The following is an 18,690-nucleotide window of genomic DNA, read 5'->3' as shown; positions in this document are numbered from 1 at the left end:
GAAGAGGCGGGTGCGGGAGCACTTCGGGGATCGGGTGTCGCTGGGGCCTGGTTGCGCGTCGGCGGCGGCCTCCGTGCTCGCGGCCCGCGACGGTCCTGCCTTGCTTCAGCCGATGCGTGCTCCCGCGCCGCTGACTCGGACGTGCGGGTCACCCGCACGCAGCGTCACGGTGAGCTCGCCGGGGCGGCCCAGGTCCTCACCCTGATGCAGGGTGAGGACGGCGTCCCCGGCGACCAGGCCGAGTTCACGGACGTAGGCACCGAACGCGGCGGCCGCGGCGCCGGTCGCCGGGTCCTCGACGACGCCGCCGACGGGGAACGGGTCACGGACGTGGAAGACGGTGGCCGACTCCCGCCACACGAGCTGGACCGTCGTGAGGTCCAGGCGGTGCATGAGGGCTTCGAGGCGGGCGAAGTCGTAGGCGAGATCCGCGAGACGGGCGCGCGTCGCCGCCGCGAGGACGAGATGGCGGGCGCCGGCGAAGGCGATACGGGGCGGGAAGGCCGGGTCGAGATCGGTGGCCGGCCAGTCGAGCGCGGCGAGCGCCTCCGCGAGGTCGGCGTCGGCGATGTCCTCGGTGTGCGGCTCGACGCTGGTGAGCGTGGCCCGGAGCGTCCCGTCCTCCTCGGCCACCTCCACCGGCACGATGCCGGCGCGCGTGGCGAACACCAGCTTTCCGGGGCCTGTCCGCTCGGCGAGCGCGACGGCGGTCGCGATGGTGGCGTGCCCGCAGAACGGCACCTCGGCCTTGGGACTGAAGTAACGAATGCTGTACGCCCGCCCCTCCTGGCCGTCGAGGCCCTCCGGGGGCGGGGTCAGGAACGCGGACTCCGAGTATCCGAGGTCGGCGGCGATGGCCAGCATGTCGCTGTCGTCCAGGGCAGTGGCGTCCAGAACGACACCGGCGGGGTTTCCACCGTCGGGGGAGCTGGAGAAGGCGGTGTAGCGCAGCACCTCGGAACTCGGCGTATTCGTCGTCATGTTCGTGGCAACGCCGGGTGGGGCCGCGGCTGTTCCCGGACGCGCGTGGAGGCGGAAGTGGGCGTCCGCGGCGGGTCCTTGAGCCCGGCCTCGTCTCTCGCGCGGTCAGGACTGCTCGCGGCAGTCCTCTTCGTCGCACTCGAGGGCGACGAGGGTCTGGTCGACCTGCTGGCTGGTGAGAGGAGGTTCGGCCAGTTCGTGGGCGCCCTCGGTGCGGAAGGCGTCGAGCATCAGGTGAAGGTGGCGGCGCCAGGCTTGGGGAGCGACGGTGCGGGTGGCCTGGATGATCCCGGCCTGGGACCAGATCACGAAGGCGATGTCCTGCGCGGTGACGTCGCGACGCAGGACGCCCTGGTCCTGCGCGTTGCGCATGACCTGGGTGCAGAGTTCCTTGGCGCGTTCGAACATCGCGCGGCCGGCCACGTGAAGGGGCAGCTGTGCGGAGACCAGGTCGTTGAAGGCGCGGTCGCAGGCCTGCAGCTGGCAGAGTTTCTCCAGGTAGCGGCAGAACCCTTCCCAGGCGTCGTCCATGACCGCGGCCTCTTCCGCGGTGGCGAGCAGTTCCGTGTACTTCGCGTCGAAGAGCGTCTCGACCAGGGCGAGGCGGGTGGGGAAGTGTCGGTAGAGCGTGCCGATCGCGACGCCGGCCTCGCGGGCGACGCCCTCCAGGGACGCTCCGAGGCCCTGCTCTGCGAAGGCGGTGCGGGCGGCGGCCACGATCGCGTCCCTGTTGCGCTGTGCGTCACGGCGCAGGGGTTTCGCCCGTGTCCCACTCGCGGTCAGGACGTGATGGTGACTCATGGCTCGACCGTAACATGAGGCACCCCTCCAATTGGACAGCTGTCATGTTTCCGGTCGCAATTTCATGCCCCTGACGTGCTGTGATGATGCTCACTGCAAACATGAGGCATCCCTCGGGTACGGTGGCGGAGTCAACGTGAGGCACCCCTCCGGATGACCTTGGAGCCAGCCGACCGACCCGGGATTTCCGGATCTCGGTTCACATGGAAGCGGCGCCCGCCTGATCGGCGAAGCCGCGGCAGTTCTGTAAGGGAAATGACCATGAGCAGCATGACGAAGCGCCTCTCGATCGCACTCGCCTCCACGGCACTGGCCGGCGGAGCCCTTCTCGGGGCCGGCGGCTCGGCGTCGGCGGCCACGGCGTCGGTGCCCGTGCAGCACACGCAGTACGTGTCCGCGACCAGCGGCGAGCAGGCGGGCCGCCACACGGACGGCGACCGCCGTGGGCTGGACACGGTGCGCTACGTACGGGCCGCCGACCACGAGGGCGAGGCGGCTTCGTGGCACGGTGTGAGCGCCGCTCGTTGGTACGAGGACCAGGTCGACGAGGCGGCTTCGTGGCACGGTGTCAGTGCGGCCCGGTGGTACGAGGACCAGCTTGACGAGGCGGCTTCGTGGCACGGTGTCACTGCGGCCCGTTGGTACGAGGACCAGGTCGACGAGGCTGCCTCGGGACACGATGTCAGCGCCGCCCGCTGGTACGAGGGCCAGGTCGTGTGGTCCCTGGACCACAGCTGACGCGGCCCGAGCCGCGCCACTCGGGAACGTGGACGCCGGCCCGCGCGGCAGTACGACCGCACCCCCGGCCCACCTGAATCCCTGATCGCGCGCTGAATCCCTGATCGCGCGCACCGCGGCGGTCCGCACCCGCGTCGAGACGAACGCCGTACGCAAGGCGAAGGCAGTCCGGGCCCCAGTGCCCGCCGCACCGGCCGCGGCCAGGCCCGCACCGACACATGAACCTCGCCGACCGCCTCTCTTGCGGATCACCTCCCCACACGCCGTGACACCCCGCCGGGCCGGGCAGGTACTCTCCACGCCGGGACAGCCATCGGACGCGGTGGTGAGCGTGATCCAACCTCGGCGATCCTCCGCCCCGCGAGCGCAGGCTCCGGGTGCCGCCCTGCCCGGCCGAACGGCGGCCCCTTGTCGAAAGCGCTCTACCGGCGGGGCGATGTACTGGCCTGGACCAGGGCTCGTGCCAGGTCGATGCACTCCGGAAGGTTGTCGAGCGAGAGGGGCTGCGTGGCGACAGCCCCCTCGTGCAGTACGAAGAGCTGGGTGGCGAGGGTGGCCGGATGTGAGCAGCCCGCTGTGGCGGCGAGTTCCTTGAAAAGGTTCAGCAGCCAGAGCTTCTGGTCCGCGGCGATGCGGTGTGCGGGATGCGAGGGGTCCGGGAGTTCTGCCAGCGCGTTGATGAAGGCGCATCCGCGGGTGTTGGTCCCGCTCCAGGTCCGCAGTGCCTCGAAGGGGGCGGTGACGGCCTCGGCCGGAGTGTCGCTGGCGTCAACGGCGGCACGGACGAGTGACCGCCAGCGCCGGTCGCGTTCCGTGAGATAGGCCGCCACGAGGTGGTCCTTCGAACCGAACACGTTGTACAGGGTCCGCTTGGTCACGCCTGAGTACTCGGCGATCAGATCCACACCGACCGCCGTGATGCCGCGGCCGTAGAACAGCTCCTCGGCGGCCGCCACGATGCGGCGGCCGGCCGGCGTCATGGGCCGCGCTTCCTGCACTACGGGACCCCTTCACAGATCGGTGTACGGTGGGGGATGTTCACAGATCAGTATACCTGTGCGGAGGTTCAAGCGATGGGTGTGCCCGATGTCATGCGAGCGGTTCTCATCACCAGGCACGGAGGACCGGAGGTCCTTGAGCCGGCGGAGGTCGCCGTCCCCGTTCCTCGGGCAGGGGAGGTGCTGGTCCAGGTCGGCGCGGTGGCACTGAACAACACCGACCTGTGGACCCGGGAGGGCGCCTACGGTCGTCCGGACGACCCGAAGGCGCTGTCGGGCTGGCGAGGCCCGATCGACTTCCCGCGCATCCAGGGCGCCGACGTGGCCGGCCGGGTCGTGGCCGTCGGGTCCGGAGTCATGGGGGGACTCGTAGGACGTCGAGTGGTCGTCGACCCCGCGATCTACGACACCGAAGGGCCGGACGCCCACCCGGTGGGCCTGATGGGGAGCGAACGCGACGGCGGATACGCCGAATACGTGACGGCGCCGGTGGAGCGTGTACACGACGTGACGGAATCGCCGCTCACGGACGAGCAGCTCGCGACACTGCCGACCGCCTACGGCACGGCGCTGGGCATGATCGAGCGAGGCCGGCTGCGGAAGGGGGAAACCGCCCTGGTCTCGGGGGCGTCCGGCGGCGTCGGCCTCGCGCTGATTCAGATCGCCCGTGCCCGCGGCGCCAGGGTGCTCGCCATCAGTAGTGGACCCAAGATCGACACGGTGCGCGAAGCGGGCGCGCACGAAGTCATCGACCGCGCAGGAGACATCGCCGAGCAGATCCGTGCCGCCGCCCCGGAGGGCGTCGACGTCGCACTCGATGTCGTGGCGGGCGAACTGGTCAGCGAGGGGCTGCCGTTGCTCCGCGAAGGGGGCCGGTGGGTCATCGCCGGCGCACTCGGCGGGTACGACGTGGCCTTCGACGTGCGCCGCCTCTACCTGCACAACGCCCAGGTCATCGGGTCCGCGATGCACACGCCCACGCACTTCGAGCTCCTCATGAACCTCGCTCGTCGGGCAGAGGTCCAGCCCGTCATCGCCGCGACCTTCGCACTGAACCAGGCCGCTCAGGCCCAGGAAGAACTCTCCCGCAGGGAGCACGTGGGAAAGATCGTCATGCACCCGTGAGTCCATCCGACCGATCACGGGCGCAGCCATGAGCGATCTGAGGTGAAGTGCCGTGACGGGGGAGAGCGATATAGGGGAGCGTCGGACGCGGTCGCCTTTGGTGGCTGGACGTGGACGTGGACGTGGACGACGTCCGGCTGATGGTCGAGTGCGACGGACGAATGGACGAACGGACGAAGCGAACGTGTCGGGCCGGGAAGAACCAGGCTCGGCTGGGCCTTGTGCAGATCATGAAGGCAATCGTGTACACGGAAGGCGGCGGCCCTGAGGTGCTGCGCCTGACCGAACGTCCGCTGCCGGAGCCGGGGCCGGGCGAGGTGCGGGTACGGGTCGAGGTGTCCGGGGTGAACCCGACGGACTGGAAGTCGCGCACGGCCGGGCCGCGGGACAAGGGCGAGCAGGTGCCCAACCAGGACGGCGCCGGACTGGTCGACGCGGTCGGGGAGGGGGTCGACCCGGCCAGGACCGGTCAGCGCGTCTGGATCTGGGAGGCCGCCTGGCAGCGCCCGGACGGCACGGCGCAGGAGTACGTGGTGCTCCCCGAGGAACAGGCCGTACCGCTGCCCGACCACGCGTCCCTCGACCTCGGCGCGAGCATCCCCATTCCCGCGATGACGGCCCACCGCGCCCTCACCGTGCGGGACGGCGGCCCGGCCCGGCTCGGACCCGGCGCACTGCGCGAACGTACCGTGCTGGTCGCCGGCGGCGCGGGCGCGGTCGGCAACATGGCGATCCAGCTTGCGCGCTGGGCAGGGGCGACCGTGGTGGCCACCGTCAGCAGCCCGTTCAAGGCGCGTCTGGCCGAGGCCGCCGGCGCACACCATGTCGTCGACTACAAGGCCGAGGACGCGGCGGCGGCGATCCGCCGGGTGGCCCCGGACGGCGTCGACATCGTGGTGGAGGTCGCCATGGCGGCGAACGCGCGGCTCGACGTCTCGGTGACGGCCCAGAACGCCGCCGTCGCGTACTACGACGACGGCGCCGACGTGACACTGCCCCGCCGGACCTTCTTCGGCAACCTGCGCTTCCAGGGCGTACTCGTCTACACCATGCCGGCCGAGGCCAAGCGGGACGCCGTCGCCGCCATTACCGCCGCCCTCGCCGACGGGGCGCTGCGCGTGGGCGAGGAGGCGGGCCTGCCGCTGCACCGCTTCCCGCTGGAACGCACCGCGGACGCGCACACCGCTGTCGAGAAGGGAGCGGTGGGCAAGGTCCTCATCGACGTGTGAGTCCAGCGCAGCCGTCGCGTCCGCTCATCCTGTGAACCGTCGGCCGGCGGCTGAGGTGGGTGGCCCCAGTGATGCCCGGCTGACGGCACAAGGGATCTTGCCGCGCGTTCGGCCCGTCGGCGACGCTCGCCCTCGCGCCGGCTCTGGGCCCGGTCCGCTGCCCGACTCCCGGTGCCCGCCCCGGATCCCGGATCGTGACAGGTGTTTGACCTGTCCATGCTCGAACATCCGGCGCTACGCTGAAACACGGTCGGTGTGGCGTCGCTGCCGCAGGCACATCGTCAGGGGGTTCCGATGTGGTTCGGACGCACCATCAAGGCGACTGCCGGAGTCTGCGCGCTGGGGGCTCTGCTGCTGGTGGCCGGCTGCGGCGACAACGGGGACGAGCGCTCCGAACGGCCGCGCTCCGGCCGTTCCCACGACCCTTCCGCCGACGGAAGTCCGTCATCGACCGCCGCACCCAGGACGAGTTTTCCGTCGCCTCACACGTTCGACCTGACCAGTGCGGTCCCCCTGCCCGACGAGGCCGAGGGAGGTAGGCAGGTCACCCTGCACGGGACCACGGCCTACGTCTGGTCCCCGGAGAGCCTCCAGGCCGTCGACACCAGCACCGGCACCGTCCTCGCTCGTGTCACCCCCGAACGGGAAGCGGCGTTCAAGGTCACCGATGTGCTGCGCAGGGTGCCCCGGCCACCGGCCGTCAGCGGAACGGGAGCCGACGCGGAAGTCATTGCGCTCTTCCTGGTCAAGATCCCGGGATCCGGTACCGAGCCCGCCGATTACGGCCTGGAGATCATCGGCGTCGAGGCCGCGACCTCACGTCCGACATGGCGGACCGAGATCGTCCTTCCCACCTGGTCACGCGACAGGTATCCGACTCTGAGCGCCGAAGTCGCCGGCGTGGAGAACGGCATCGCGGTCGTCAGAGCCTCCGACGACGACAACGAGATGACTTATGCGGTAGACCTCTCCACCCACAAGACCGTCTGGCGGAAGGAACTCGCTCCCTGGGCCGTCACCGGTGGCGCGGTTGTCGGGCCGAACGTCGCCGACCCTTATGCGAAGAGGCACTTGACGGCCTTCGACATCCGCACCGGCAGGACGCTGTGGACCGGCGGCAAGTCCTCGGGGGCCGCGTCCGCCCGAGAGGCGGGTCCTCACCTCGTCCAGTTCACCGGGGGGTGGGGGATCGGCGAAAGGTTCGTGCAACTTCTCGACGCACGCACCGGCAAGGTGAGGAGCTCGATCGACGGCTCCTTCGCCGACATGGGCTGCACCTACGACGGCAGAGCCGTGATTGTCTGTACGGGCGGTGGTCTGCCCGCGTACGCGTTCGCCCTCGACGCCACCAGCGCGGACCTCGTGTGGCAACTCCCCGACAAGTCCACCGACCGGGTGGCTCCCACGGTCACCGCGGTGTTCAACGGCGCGGTCTACGGGAAGGTCACCGGCACCGAGGGAGCCGGTCCTGTCGTCCTCGACTCCCGGACCGGACTCGACATCGAGACATCACCAGGGATCGCCCCGGTCGCCGTGAACGGCTACGTGGGCATCGCCGAGGACAGCGGCAGCGACGCGGCCCTTGCCTACCGCACCACGGGTTAGTCCGACCAGCAGCACACAGGACCGACGACCGAAGGCGTCTCCGTAACTGACCGCTGTCCCCCCCCCCGCACGCCTGTGGGCGGGACCGGTGCGAGCGGACCGTGCCGACCGGCTTCCCGGGGGTGGCACGGTCCGCGTGTGTGGTTGCTCAGGTCCAGGTCTCGCGTTGCAGCCAGAGGTTGCGCGCGGTGCCCGATCCCTGGGTGAACACGTAGAGGAGCGCTTCCTGGTTGGCGATGGCGGGGCTCACGTCGACGTCGCCGATGACGCCGTCCAGGGACTGGAAGTCCTGGTACGTGGTGTCGTTCTCGGCGGCTTGGACGGCGACCCACAGGGCCTTGTCGGTGCCCTTGGCGAACACGTTGACCCGTCCGTCTAAGCCGAGGGCGGCGGTGGGCCGGTTGATGATCTGGCCGCCCAGGCTGGCAGAGGTCTGGAAGGTCTCGTAGTCGTCGTTCTGGCCGACGCGCCAGGCCGAGCCGTTCGAGCCGCGGTAGAGGATCTGCACGCGGGCCGCGGCGTCCAGAACCACGGAGGAGCGGGTGGTCACGCCGGTGGTCTCCTGGTTGTAGGGCTTCCAGTTGTCGAGACCGTTGGGTGTCTTCTGCTGGATGGTGTACAGGGTGTCGCTGCCGCCCTTGACCGCGACGACGATGCGGCCGGATCCGTCGAGGATGGGCGAGGGGGTGGCGTAGATGCTTCCGCCCAGCGATACGGGGCTGGTGTAGGCCTCGTAGAGGAGACCCTGGTTGCGGGTGTACCACAGAGCGCCGTCGGTGCCGCGGAAGAAGACCTGGATGCGGCCGTCGGCGTTCAGTGCGGCGGCCGGGTCGCCGCCGATGTTGGTCACGATCTGCTGCGGCGCGCCGAAGCCGGTGTTGGGGGTGTTCTGGGTGATGACTTCGAGGTGTCCGGCGGAGGAGCGGTAGAAGACCCGGATCTTGCCGTCCTTGCCGCGCACCGGGCTGGGAACGCCGGTGATCGCCACGCCCGGGTGCTGGTACCAGGGCGCCCAGGTCCGGCCCGCGTCACGCTGTTCCCAGCGGCTCCACAGGGTGTTGGAACCGCCCAGGACGAACACCTGGACGCGGTTGTCGGCGTTGAGGACGGGGGCGGGCTCGGCGAAGATGCCGCCCTCGAGATTGATCCATGTGCCCCAGGTGGTCCCGGGCGCGGTGGAAACGGGCATGGCGCTCTCTCTTTCACTCGCTGTTTCGGTGCGGATCCGCACCGAAACGGAGGGTGCCCATCCGAATGGCTCGCCATACAGGACGAATAGCACCTTGCCCGGATATCTATCAAATGGCCTTAAATACACTCATTTTAATGATGGGATGTTCGCTCTCTCTGTCTGCTGCCTCGGGGAAGCAAGTCCGCAGGCGCCCGCGGAGATGACGTGTCGAGGGCGGGGCGGCAGGCTGCCCCGGTGCACACGAGCCGGCGTTCAACCCGCGAAATCCGCTGACCGGGTCCGCCACGCAGTTCTTGACCGCCGACAAACGCCGAGTGGGCAACGGTCTGGGCGGGGTGGCGGTCCGGGCGTGGGGGAGGGGGCCGCCTGATGCCGGCCGCCGGGCCTCACAGGGCAGACGGCCGGGCCCGCCACTCGGTCACGAGTCGCTCGACTGCCTCTTCCGTGGGAGAACCCGGCTTCATCATGAAGATGTAGAGAGTCTGATCCCTGTCGGAGGGCGGCGATACACCCTCCACCTCGAATTCCAGGGTGCCCGCCGTGGGATGGCGGACCACTTTATGTGCGGGCACGTCGATCGCTACCCGGTTTTTCTCCCAGAATTCACAGAAGAGCGGGCTCTTCGCCTTCATGTCTTCGACGAGGGACTGCAGTCGGGAGTCGGAAGGATAGCGGCCGATATCGAGCCGGAGAACGCCGATGATGTCTCCGGCGACCTTGTCCCAGTCGTCGAACCGTCGTGAATCCTCGTCGAGGAAGAACCAGCGGGCGACATTGCGGTCCCTGGCGGGCTTCGCGTAGAAGTCGGTGATCACGGCGCGCGCCGCCTCGTTGACGGCCAGCACGTCCGTGCCCCGTCCGTGCAGGACGGCGGGGGTGGTGCCGAGGGTTTCCATGAGGCGGATCAGGCCCGGCCGCGCCGACTGTGCCGAGCCTCCTCCGTCGCGGACGGGTGCCGGTGAGTGGGCCAGGTCGAACAGGTGCAGGCGCTCCGTCTCGTCGAGGTCGAGCGCTGCCGCGATGGAGGTCAGGACACTTTCCGACGGGGCGGCCTGGCGGCCCTGCTCGAGGCGGGCGTAGTAGTCGACGCTGACACCGGCGAGCTGCGCGATCTCTTCGCGCCGCAGGCCGCGTACCCGGCGGAGCCCCGAGGACGGGAGCGGAGCCGATCCAGGATCGCTCGCCTTCCGCCGTGAGCGCAGGAATTCGCCCAAGGTGACATCCAGTGTCATTTTGGTCAGATCCTCATCACGGAATGCGCTTCTGTCAGGGTAGCACTGACAGACCTAGGAACCTGAGGGCGCAAGGACGGCCCCCATCGGTGAGCGCATGGTGTTTCGATGGCAGGAAACGAATCGGAAGAGGCAGGAATGCAGGTCTCTGCCGCAGTCCCCTCGAACTTCCGGCGAAGCGCCGATCCTGGTAGGTATCCATGCCTGAATTCCCTGTCGATATCCCGGACGAGTTCCGTCACTGCTTCTACGTGAACGGTCGCTGGACCCGCAGTGATTCCGACCGCCGCGTCACCCTGATCTCACCGGCGACGGAGGAGGAGACGCTGACCCTCCCTCTCGCCGACAGCACCGACGTCGAGCGCGCGGTCACCTCCGCCCGTATCGCCTTCGAAACGGGACCGTGGCCGCGCATGCCCGCCTCCGAGCGCGCGTCCCATCTCCGTCGCCTGGCCGATGAGACACGCGAACGGCTCCCGCTGCTCGCCCAGCTGTGGACCGCCCAGGTCGGAGCTCCGATCAGCTTCACCCATCAGCTCATTCACGCCGGGCAGAGCCGCTTCGACCACTTCGCCGAACTCGCCGGGAGGTACCCCTTCAGTGAGCGACGGCCCACGCGCCAGGGGCACGCGAGGGTCGTGCGTGAGCCGGTCGGGGTGGCGGCACTCATCGCACCGTGGAACGCCACCTTCAACATCTTCGCCCACAAGGTTCCCGCAGCTCTCGCCGCGGGCTGCACGGTGGTGATCAAGTCGCCGGTCGAAAGCCCCCTCGACGCACTGGTGATCGCCGAATGCGCCGCGGCCGCCGGTGTCCCGCCCGGTGTCGTCAATGTCATCACCGCCGACGCCGAGGAGTCCGCACAGCTTGTCGCCTCCCCCGAAGTGGACAAGATCAGTTTCACCGGCAGCGTGCCGACCGGCCGGCGTATCGCCGAATCCGTGGCGGGGCGCATGGCACGGGCCACGCTCGAACTGGGCGGCAAGTCCGCCGCGATCATCCTCGACGACGTGGATCTGTCCACAGCACTACCGGCCCTGACCCCGTTCACCATGCCGTTCGCCGGACAGATCTGCTTCGCCCAGACGCGCATCCTCGCCCCGCGACACCGCATCGTGGAAGTGGAGGAGGCCTACACCGCCGGTGTGCGGGCCCTGACCGTGGGAGACCCCTGGGACGCCACGACCGATATGGGGCCGGTCCTGAACCCGCGTCAGTACCAGCGGGTCCTCGACTACATCGAGGCTGGCCGGCAGGACGGCGCCCGTGTCCTCACCGGCGGCGGAAGAAGCCCCGGACTCGATACGGGGTACTACATCGAGCCGACCGTGTTCGCTGACGTCAGGCCGGAGATGAAGATCGCCCGCGAGGAGATTTTCGGCCCTGTGGTCACCGTGCAGGGGTACGACGACATCGACGAGGCTGTTCGCCTCGCCAACGACACGGACTTCGGTCTGAGCGGCAGCGTCTTCGGCGCGGATGCGGAGCGCGCTTTCGACGTGGCCCTCCGCGTCACCGCCGGCCATCTCTCTGTGAACGGCTTCGAGATCTCGCCGAACGTTCCTTTCGGCGGCCGGAAAATGTCGGGATACGGGCGGGAAGGGGGACCGGAAGGACTCGCCGGCTTCCTCGAAAGCAAGTCGGTCTTCATGCCTGCTTCCTGATCCGAGACGCAGGCCGACCCACCCGGTCCGCCGACAGGACGCTGAACGCTCCTCACTCCTGGCCCGAAGGCGCTGACGGCGTCAACGGACGGGCCGTCGCGGCCAGCTGATCGCGGCGGCGGCCCTCCGACAGGCGGCCGGCGAGGTGCCGTCAGCTCCTCGTCGCGGTGGACGACACCGGCGTCAGCAGGCCTCGCGCCTTGACGGCGGGGAGGGACAGGGTGCGATAGCCCACGCTCTCGAACAGGACCGTGATCTTGTCCCCTTCCTCGCTCATCACCTCGCCCTCGCCCCACGTGGTGTGCCCCACCCGCATTCCGGGCGGGAAGGCGCCGTCGACCGCCACGGGCTCCAGCGGGGCGGGGCCCGTACCGGAAAGGATGTCTCCAGTCCGCGCGGGGGCCTTCTTCAACTCCTCTGTACGGGCGCACGTGTCGCAGCCCGCGCAGTCGCCTTCTGCCAGACTCTCGCCGAAGTACCCGAGCATGTGGCGCCGACGACAGCCGTTCGTCTCCGCGTACGCCCGCATCATCTCCACCCGGGAACGTTCCAGGTCGACACGGGCGGAAGCGATCCGCATCGCCTCGCGGACGCACGCGTCCCGCTGCGCCCCGGGCACCGCCTGAACGCCGCTTCCGCGCTTGAGCGTTGTGACGGCTCCGGCCTCCTCGAGCAGGTGCAGCATCGACGTCAGCGGCGTCTGGGACAGCCCGGTGCTTTCGCGCAGACCGGTCGCCGTGACCGGGCCCCGGTGCTCGCGCACCGTGTCGATCAGCCCGCCCAGCGTCTCCGGGTCGGGGTGAGCGCCCGTCCGGAACCGTTGCACGCCGAGGTCCTCGGGCCGGTACGCGAGGATCGCCGTCGACGGCTTTCCGTCGCGGCCCGCCCGGCCGATCTCCTGGTAGTAGGTGTCGAGGGAACCCGGCACGGATGCGTGCAGCACGAAGCGGATGTTCGGCTTGTCGATGCCCATCCCGAACGCGGAGGTGGCGACGACCACGTCGAGCTCGCCGGCCTGGAAGCGGTCGTGCGTCCGGGAGCGCTCAGCCGCCGACAGCCCCGCGTGGTAGGCGGCGCTGTCGAATCCGAGCGCCGACAGTTCCTGCGCGTACTCCTCGGACTCCCGCCGCGTTCCCGCGTAGACGATGCCCGGTTTGGCCTCGGCCGCGGCCCGCTCCACTACCCACCGGCGCTTCCCCGCTTTCTCCGGGTGCCGTACGACCTCCAGCGTGATGTTGCGGCGGTCGAACCCCGCTACCAGCTCGTACACCTCGTGCATGCCGAGCCGCTCCACGATGTCCGCCCGCACGGGAGCCGCCGCGCTGGCGGTGAGAGCGAGGAGCGGAGGCCGGCCGATGCGTTCGCGCACATGTCGCAGGGACAGGTAGTCGGGCCGGAAGTCGTATCCCCACGAGGACACGCAGTGCGCCTCGTCGACCACCATCAGCGCGGGAGCGGCCGCGGCGATCTGCTCCACCACCTCGTCCTTCGCGAGCTGCTCCGGCGAGACGAACAGAAAGTCCAAGCTGCCTTCGCGAACGCGTTCCCACACGGCCTCGTTGTCCCGTGCGCGCTGCGCGGAGTTGACGGCCGAGGCGCCGGATCCCTTGATGCGGGCGAGATGGGCGACCTGGTCCCGCTGGAGCGCAATCAGGGGTGAGACCACGAGGGTCGGCCCCTCCAACAGCACACCCGGCACCTGGTACACGGCGGACTTCCCCGCCCCCGTCGGCATCACCACGATGGTGTCACGCCCCTGCATCACGGCCGTCATGGCGTCGAGTTGCGGCGGGCGCAGGCTCTTCCAGCCGAACACCTCACGGGCACAGCGCTGGAGGCGTCGCCTGAGTGACCTGGTCTTGAAGTATCCGACCTTGACGCGCATGGCACTCCTGACGCCGCTCTCCAGTGGGGTTCGGCGCTCGAGTACCCCCGACCGGACGAAAAACAGGCCGCTGGCGAGGAGTTGCCGTTCCGTGTCCTAGGAGCGCGAGGGCACGGTGTTCTCTCGTGGCTTCGGCGCGCCGGCTCGTCCCGACGGATCGGTACCCGACTCGCCGCCCTACTCGCGCGCGACGGCCGACCGCACCTGGAACTTCGGCTGCGGCAGGAGGACAGCCACGAAGCGCAGTCTTCCGTCGTGGGACTGCCCCGCTGGACGGGATCGTGACGTGGGAGGGAGCGGCCGACACGGGCTTCCTCGAAATGACGACAGACCGGGCGAACGGGCGGGAAGGAGAACGTGATCTCCCGGCTGGCCTCAGGGCCAGGAACTACTATCCCGCGCATGGTCGAACTCGATTCCCTCAGTGCCACTCGCGAGGCGTACGACGCTGCTGCCGCCACCTACGCGCACCTGTTCCGCGACTCGTTGCGTGACAGTCCCCTGGACCGCGGGATCTTGGGTGTCTTCGCTGAACTCGTCCGTGCGCGTGGGGACGGTCGGGTCGCGGACCTGGGGTGTGGACCCGGCCACATCACCGCATATCTGGACGAGCTGGGGCTGGCGGCGTTCGGTGTCGACGCCTCTCCCGCGATGATCGAGCTGGCTCGTCAGGATTATCCGCGCCTGCGGTTCGACGTGGGCTCGATGGCCGCGTTGGACATCGCCGACGGCGCGCTGGACGGCGTACTCTCGCGGTGGTCCATCATCCACACGCCACCGCCGGAACTCCCCGTCGTCCTGGCGGAGTTCCATCGCGTACTGGCGCCCGGCGGCCACCTTCTGGTCGGCTTCTCGGCAAGCGAAGGTCCGTCTCACCCGACGCAGGTCTTCGATCACGCGGTCGTGCCGGCCCATCGGTGGTGGCCTGATCACCTCGCCGCGACGCTGCGCGAGTCCGGGTTGGCCGAGGTGGCCCGGATGGTCCGCGAGCCTCAGCCCACCGACCGACGGCAGTTCCAGGAGATCCACCTGCTCGCCCGCAAGGCCCAGGTCCTGTCTCCTTGAAGGCTATGGGCGCCATTCTTGGCGGTAGGCGGGCCGCTCGGCGTGTGACTGGGCAAGGACTCGCAGGCCGCGAGCCGTCCCACGGGCTCTTCCTCGCGAGAAAGCCTTGGTCAGCGCCGGAGTGGCTGTGGTAGACCGAAGGGTCTGCCACCGCCGTTTCCGGAGATCTTCATGCGCCGTCTCGCCGTCTTTCTCGCCTCGTCCAACGGACACGATCCGGCGTACGCCGCGCTGGCCGCCAGCGTTGGCGCAGAGCTGGCCCGGCAAGGAATCGGCCTCGTCTACGGCGGTGGCCGGCGGGGCCTGATGGGCGTGATGGCGGACAGCGCGCTGAAGGCGGGTGGCGAGGTGATCGGTGTCATGCCGCGCAGCATGGTCGAACGGGAGTGGGCGCACGAAGGGGTGACGGAGCTGCTCATGTGCGACTCGATGCACGAGCGCAAGGCGCTCATGGCCGAGCGTGCCGACGCCTTCGTCGCCCTGCCGGGCGGTCTCGGCACCCTGGAGGAGATCTTCGAGGTGTGGTCGTGGCGCCAGCTCGGTTTCCACGCCAAGCCCATCGGCTTCCTTGACGCCGGAGGCTTCTGGACGCCGCTGCTCGGCGCCCTGCGCGGCGTCGCCGACTCTGGCTTCCTCCCCGCAGCCACTCTGGACGACCTCGCCGTTGCTCCCGATCTGCCCGGTCTGCTGGAGGCGCTGCGGGAGCGGCTCCGCAGCATTCCGGAGCCCGCGCACGGAGAGAATCTGCGGTAGCTGATCCGGTCTGCGGCGCGGCCGCCGAATGCCGGAGGCCCCGATCACGAGGCGTAACGCTCGGTGCGTGCCACCTGCGCGTCCGAGGGCGACGTGGCGGGGGCCGGGTCGCGGAGCCGATCGCGGAGGTTTTCGATGCGGTCGGCCGATCACGGGACGGGGCGGCCGGAGCCGGTGTCGACGGCTGCCCCCGCGGGCATGGGGGCGTTCCGGCCAGGGCCGGGCGGATCAGTGGGAGATGAGGGCGGCACGCTGGTCGTGTTCGGTGGCCGCACTGTCCGAGGACGTGGCCGCGAACCTGCGGGCCAAGTACACGTACGTCCCGTGCGGCGGATCTTGCCTGGCTCTTCCTGAGGACAGCCGGCGCTGTGGCACTTGACGGTACTTCCGGTCAATTGAGTCGACACCTATTCCGAACTGCGGGAGACTCCCCGCGATGACTCAACGAACCGACACGCCTCCCGCGTGGGACGAGCGTACGCAGCTGGCCACCTTCCTGGACTATGCCCGTGACACCGCGCGAGCCAAGTGTGAGGGCGTGTCCGCCGAAGACGCTCGCACGGCTCCACTCCCGCGTTCACCGCTGATGACGTTGTGCGGGCTGATCAGCCATCTGCGGTGGGTCGAGTACTACTGGTTCCAAGTGATATTTCTGGGCGAGGAGCTGGTGGGGCCGCTCGCCGAGGCGACCGACGACGATCCCGATCCTGAGATGCGGACAGCAGCCGACATCCCGTTGTCCCGGCTTCTCACCGAGTACGACGAGCAGAGTGCCCGCTACCGTCGCCTGGTGTCCGACCACGAGCTGAACTCAACGGCCAAGCGTCCCATCAGCGACGGTCGCCACGTCGACCTCCGTTGGGTGATCCTCCACGTCATTGAGGAGACGTCCCGCCACAACGGCCACCTCGACATCGTGCGTGAGCTCGTCGACGGACATACCGGCGTCTGAGACAGAGGCCGCCTGGCGCATTCGATGACCGCATCCGATGACCGCATCCGGTCCGCCGGACGGGGAGCCGCCAGGCCGCTTCCCTCAGCGGAACACGTTGTCCGAGTCGTCCCAGACCGACGGCTCGTTCGGCGTGTACTCCCGCGGCCGTCGCGACGACGTCTGGTACATGGCGTCGATCTCGGCGGAGAACCGTTGTGAGATGGCGTCCCGACGCAGCTTCATCGAAGGGGTCAACAACCCGTTGGCCAGGTCGAAAGGCTCCGGAAGGACACGGAACACCCTGATGGACTCCGTGGGGGACACCGTGCTGTTGGCCGAGGCCACGGCACGCCTGACCTCCTCGCGCAGCTCGTTCTCCTCCCGGGCATCGCGCGGTGCCGCCGCCTCCCCCTTGGTCCACGTTCCGCGCCAGTGCGCGAGGAAGTCGGGATCCAGGGTGATGAGGGCGCCCACACAGGGCCGGTTGTCGCCCACGATCACCGCCTGATGGATCAACGGATGGACGCGCAGACGCTCTTCGAGGGCGGCGGGAGCCACGCTCTTGCCGCCGCTCGTGACGATGATGTCCTTCTTGCGGCCGGTGATGGTGAGATACCGCTCGGTGTCGAGGTGGCCGATGTCGCCCGTCGCGAGCCAGCCGTCCTGGAACGACGCGTGGGTGGCGGCCTCGTCGTTGATGTACCCCTGGAACACCGACGGCCCCCAGACCAGGATCTCCCCGTCGTCGGCCACCCGGATGTCCGTGCCCGGCAGCGCCTGTCCGACGGTACCGAACTTCGCCCGGCCCACCGGCTGCGCGGTGATGCCGCCGCTCGTCTCGGTGAGCCCGTAGCCGTCGTGGACGAGGATCCCGATGCCCGCGTAGAAGAGCGCGAGTTCCCGGTTGAGGGGCGATCCGCCCGAGACCGCACCGCACACCCGTCCGCCCAGGGTGGCGCGCAGCTTCCGGTAGACGGTCTTCTCGTAGAGGGCGTGCTGCAGCTTCAGGTCGAAGCCGGGACCGGGCCCGGTTCCCAGCCGCTGGCGCTCGGCGGCCGCGGCGAAGTCCTTGGCGGTCTGGACGGCACGCTCGAACAGCGCGCCCCGGCCGGTCTGCTGCGCCGTCCGCACGAAGTTCTTGTAGATCTTCTCGAAGACGAACGGGACGGCGTAGAGGAAGGTGGGACGGAAGGAGAGCAGCGCCGCGGAGAGCGCCTCCTCGCTCAGGTCCGGCTCGTGTCCCAGGAGGATGCCGCCACGCAGACACAGTCCCTGGATCAACAGGCCGTACACATGGGAGAAGGGGAGGAAGGCGAGGATGGCGGGCTGTTCACCGGGCGGCGCGGCCGTGTGTCTCCAGCCGGTGAGCAGGGTGTCGACGGGGCTGGCCAGGCTGCGGTGGGTCAGGGAGCAGCCCTTCGGGTTCCCCGTCGTGCCGGAGGTGTACGCGATGACCGCGGTCGAGTCGGGCAGCACGATGCGGCGGAGCGAGTCGACCGTCGTCGGCGGGATCGCCCGGCCCCGCTCGGCGAGCTGCGTCAGGGCCCCGGTGTCCAACTGCCAGACGTGGCGCAGTGACGGGAGCGACGCGCACGCCGAGCCGACCGTCATGATGCCCTGTTCGTCCTCGACGACCACGGCGACACAGGCCGAGTCCTGCAGGATCCACGCGACCTGCTCGTGCGACGAGGTCGGGTAGATCGGGACGAGTTCGGCGCCCACCGTCCACAGCGCGTAGCTGAGCACGGTCCACTCGTAGCGTGTGCGCGCCATGATGGCGACGCGGTTGCCCGGGCGTATCCCGGAGGCGACCAACCCCCTGGCGACGTCCACGACCTCGTCCCACAGCTCGGCCGCGGTGATCGATGCCCAGGTACCGGAAACCCCGTCGAGACGGCGCGCCACCTGGGCGAGTGCCGGCTCACGCCGCGCCGTTTCGAAGAGACTGTCGGCGAGTCCCCCCTGCATGACGCCGGTGGCCGGTGGAGGAAGTTCGAACGCGTGCATCCCCGCTCCAGAATTCTCCTCGCCATGGCCTCACAGAGAGGCGCCTGTGCCGAGGATTCCTGAATCTAGCCCAGACCGACGACCACTGTGCCGGAATCGCCAAGCAGTTCGTCTACCGATGCGGTCACGGTCCGGGGGCGGGTCTCCTTCGCTGGTGAGCGGAGGGCCGGACGCGCTCGACGAGGGCTGGTCGGGGTCGGTGCGGGCCGTCCCGCCGGGACGGAGCCGACGGTCACCTTGGTGGCGCCTTCCGACAGGTGATCCTCCGCGTCCGACCCGGCGAGGACCTTCGTCGGCGCAGCGGCACGGGACATCGCCGCCGGGGCCGGGGCCGGGCGGTGCAGCGCGACTCGGGGCCCCGGCTCCGGCTCCGACTCTGGCGGTGGCTGTCGGCGGCGTGGCTCGCCGAGCTCGTGGGGTTGTCCCGACGGCCGCGTCGTGGCCGGATGGAAGCCGCACATCTACTGAGCTTCGGGAGGCC

General features: G+C 69.5%; 15 protein-coding genes. 8 read left to right on the top strand and 7 right to left on the bottom strand.

The genetic code is table 11. The features are described from left to right. Positions 1-105 precede the first annotated feature (105 nt). Together OG199_RS03025 and OG199_RS03020 are read right to left on the bottom strand one after the other, a co-directional pair. The gene (locus tag OG199_RS03025) at positions 106-981 is read right to left on the bottom strand and encodes a PhzF family phenazine biosynthesis protein (protein WP_405827755.1); all 876 of its coding nucleotides are present in this window, start codon (positions 979-981) and stop codon (positions 106-108) included. 105 nt (positions 982-1,086) lie between these two features. Beyond that, positions 1,087-1,782 carry a TetR/AcrR family transcriptional regulator gene (locus OG199_RS03020; protein ID WP_405827753.1) on the bottom strand — a complete coding sequence of 232 codons (696 nt, stop codon included), beginning with the start codon at positions 1,780-1,782 and terminating at the stop codon, positions 1,087-1,089. A 261-nt stretch (positions 1,783-2,043) separates the two neighbouring features. Between OG199_RS03020 and OG199_RS03015 the strand changes: the two genes are divergently transcribed. After that, positions 2,044-2,520, top strand: coding sequence for a hypothetical protein (locus OG199_RS03015; RefSeq protein WP_405827752.1), 477 nt, complete (start codon positions 2,044-2,046; stop codon positions 2,518-2,520). Between the two features lie 422 nt (positions 2,521-2,942). Here the strand turns inward: OG199_RS03015 and OG199_RS03010 are convergent, their stop codons facing one another. Then, positions 2,943-3,500, bottom strand: a complete 558-nt coding sequence (locus tag OG199_RS03010) for a TetR/AcrR family transcriptional regulator (RefSeq protein WP_405827750.1) — start codon at positions 3,498-3,500, stop codon at positions 2,943-2,945. A 93-nt stretch (positions 3,501-3,593) separates the two neighbouring features. Between OG199_RS03010 and OG199_RS03005 the strand changes: the two genes are divergently transcribed. From OG199_RS03005 to OG199_RS02995, 3 genes are all read left to right on the top strand, one after another. Then, entirely contained in the window at positions 3,594-4,643 is a 1,050-nt protein-coding gene (locus tag OG199_RS03005; protein ID WP_405827748.1) for a zinc-binding dehydrogenase, read from the top strand. Positions 4,644-4,873: 230 nt separating this feature from the next. Then, positions 4,874-5,872 (top strand): NADPH:quinone reductase, encoded by a 999-nt coding sequence (locus tag OG199_RS03000; RefSeq protein WP_356804867.1) that lies wholly within the window; start codon positions 4,874-4,876, stop codon positions 5,870-5,872. A 294-nt stretch (positions 5,873-6,166) separates the two neighbouring features. After that, the gene (locus OG199_RS02995; protein ID WP_405827746.1) at positions 6,167-7,477 is read left to right on the top strand and encodes a PQQ-binding-like beta-propeller repeat protein; all 1,311 of its coding nucleotides are present in this window, start codon (positions 6,167-6,169) and stop codon (positions 7,475-7,477) included. 148 nt (positions 7,478-7,625) lie between these two features. On the opposite strand, the gene OG199_RS02990 is transcribed toward OG199_RS02995, so the two are convergent. Then, positions 7,626-8,666, bottom strand: coding sequence for a hypothetical protein (locus tag OG199_RS02990; RefSeq protein WP_401804432.1), 1,041 nt, complete (start codon positions 8,664-8,666; stop codon positions 7,626-7,628). Between the two features lie 389 nt (positions 8,667-9,055). Beyond that, the gene (locus OG199_RS02985; protein WP_405827745.1) at positions 9,056-9,901 is read right to left on the bottom strand and encodes a helix-turn-helix transcriptional regulator; all 846 of its coding nucleotides are present in this window, start codon (positions 9,899-9,901) and stop codon (positions 9,056-9,058) included. Positions 9,902-10,101: 200 nt separating this feature from the next. Here OG199_RS02985 and OG199_RS02980 point away from each other — a divergent pair, with 200 nt between their 5' ends. After that, on the top strand, positions 10,102-11,565 hold the full coding sequence (locus OG199_RS02980; protein ID WP_405827743.1) for an aldehyde dehydrogenase: 1,464 nt from the start codon (positions 10,102-10,104) through the stop codon (positions 11,563-11,565). Positions 11,566-11,716: 151 nt separating this feature from the next. Here the strand turns inward: OG199_RS02980 and OG199_RS02975 are convergent, their stop codons facing one another. Beyond that, a complete protein-coding gene (locus OG199_RS02975; protein WP_401804439.1) occupies positions 11,717-13,450 on the bottom strand; it encodes a RecQ family ATP-dependent DNA helicase in 1,734 nt (577 codons plus the stop codon). Positions 13,451-13,852: 402 nt separating this feature from the next. Here OG199_RS02975 and OG199_RS02970 point away from each other — a divergent pair, with 402 nt between their 5' ends. The 3 genes from OG199_RS02970 to OG199_RS02960 all read left to right on the top strand — a co-directional run bounded on the left by OG199_RS02970 (position 13,853) and on the right by OG199_RS02960 (position 16,220). After that, positions 13,853-14,515, top strand: coding sequence for a class I SAM-dependent methyltransferase (locus OG199_RS02970; protein ID WP_356804855.1), 663 nt, complete (start codon positions 13,853-13,855; stop codon positions 14,513-14,515). 171 nt (positions 14,516-14,686) lie between these two features. Beyond that, positions 14,687-15,268 (top strand): TIGR00730 family Rossman fold protein, encoded by a 582-nt coding sequence (locus tag OG199_RS02965; protein WP_405827740.1) that lies wholly within the window; start codon positions 14,687-14,689, stop codon positions 15,266-15,268. Between the two features lie 436 nt (positions 15,269-15,704). Further along, a complete protein-coding gene (locus OG199_RS02960) occupies positions 15,705-16,220 on the top strand; it encodes a DinB family protein (protein WP_405827738.1) in 516 nt (171 codons plus the stop codon). Positions 16,221-16,304: 84 nt separating this feature from the next. On the opposite strand, the gene OG199_RS02955 is transcribed toward OG199_RS02960, so the two are convergent. Continuing rightward, positions 16,305-18,209, bottom strand: a complete 1,905-nt coding sequence (locus OG199_RS02955; protein ID WP_405827736.1) for an AMP-dependent synthetase/ligase — start codon at positions 18,207-18,209, stop codon at positions 16,305-16,307. Positions 18,210-18,690 lie beyond the last annotated feature (481 nt).

Origin of the sequence: Streptomyces sp. NBC_01176, from assembly GCF_045039825.1 — a bacterium.
Classification (GTDB): domain Bacteria; phylum Actinomycetota; class Actinomycetes; order Streptomycetales; family Streptomycetaceae; genus Streptomyces.
Note: the sequence above shows the minus strand (reverse complement) of the source record. Positions and strands in the feature narration are given on the sequence as shown.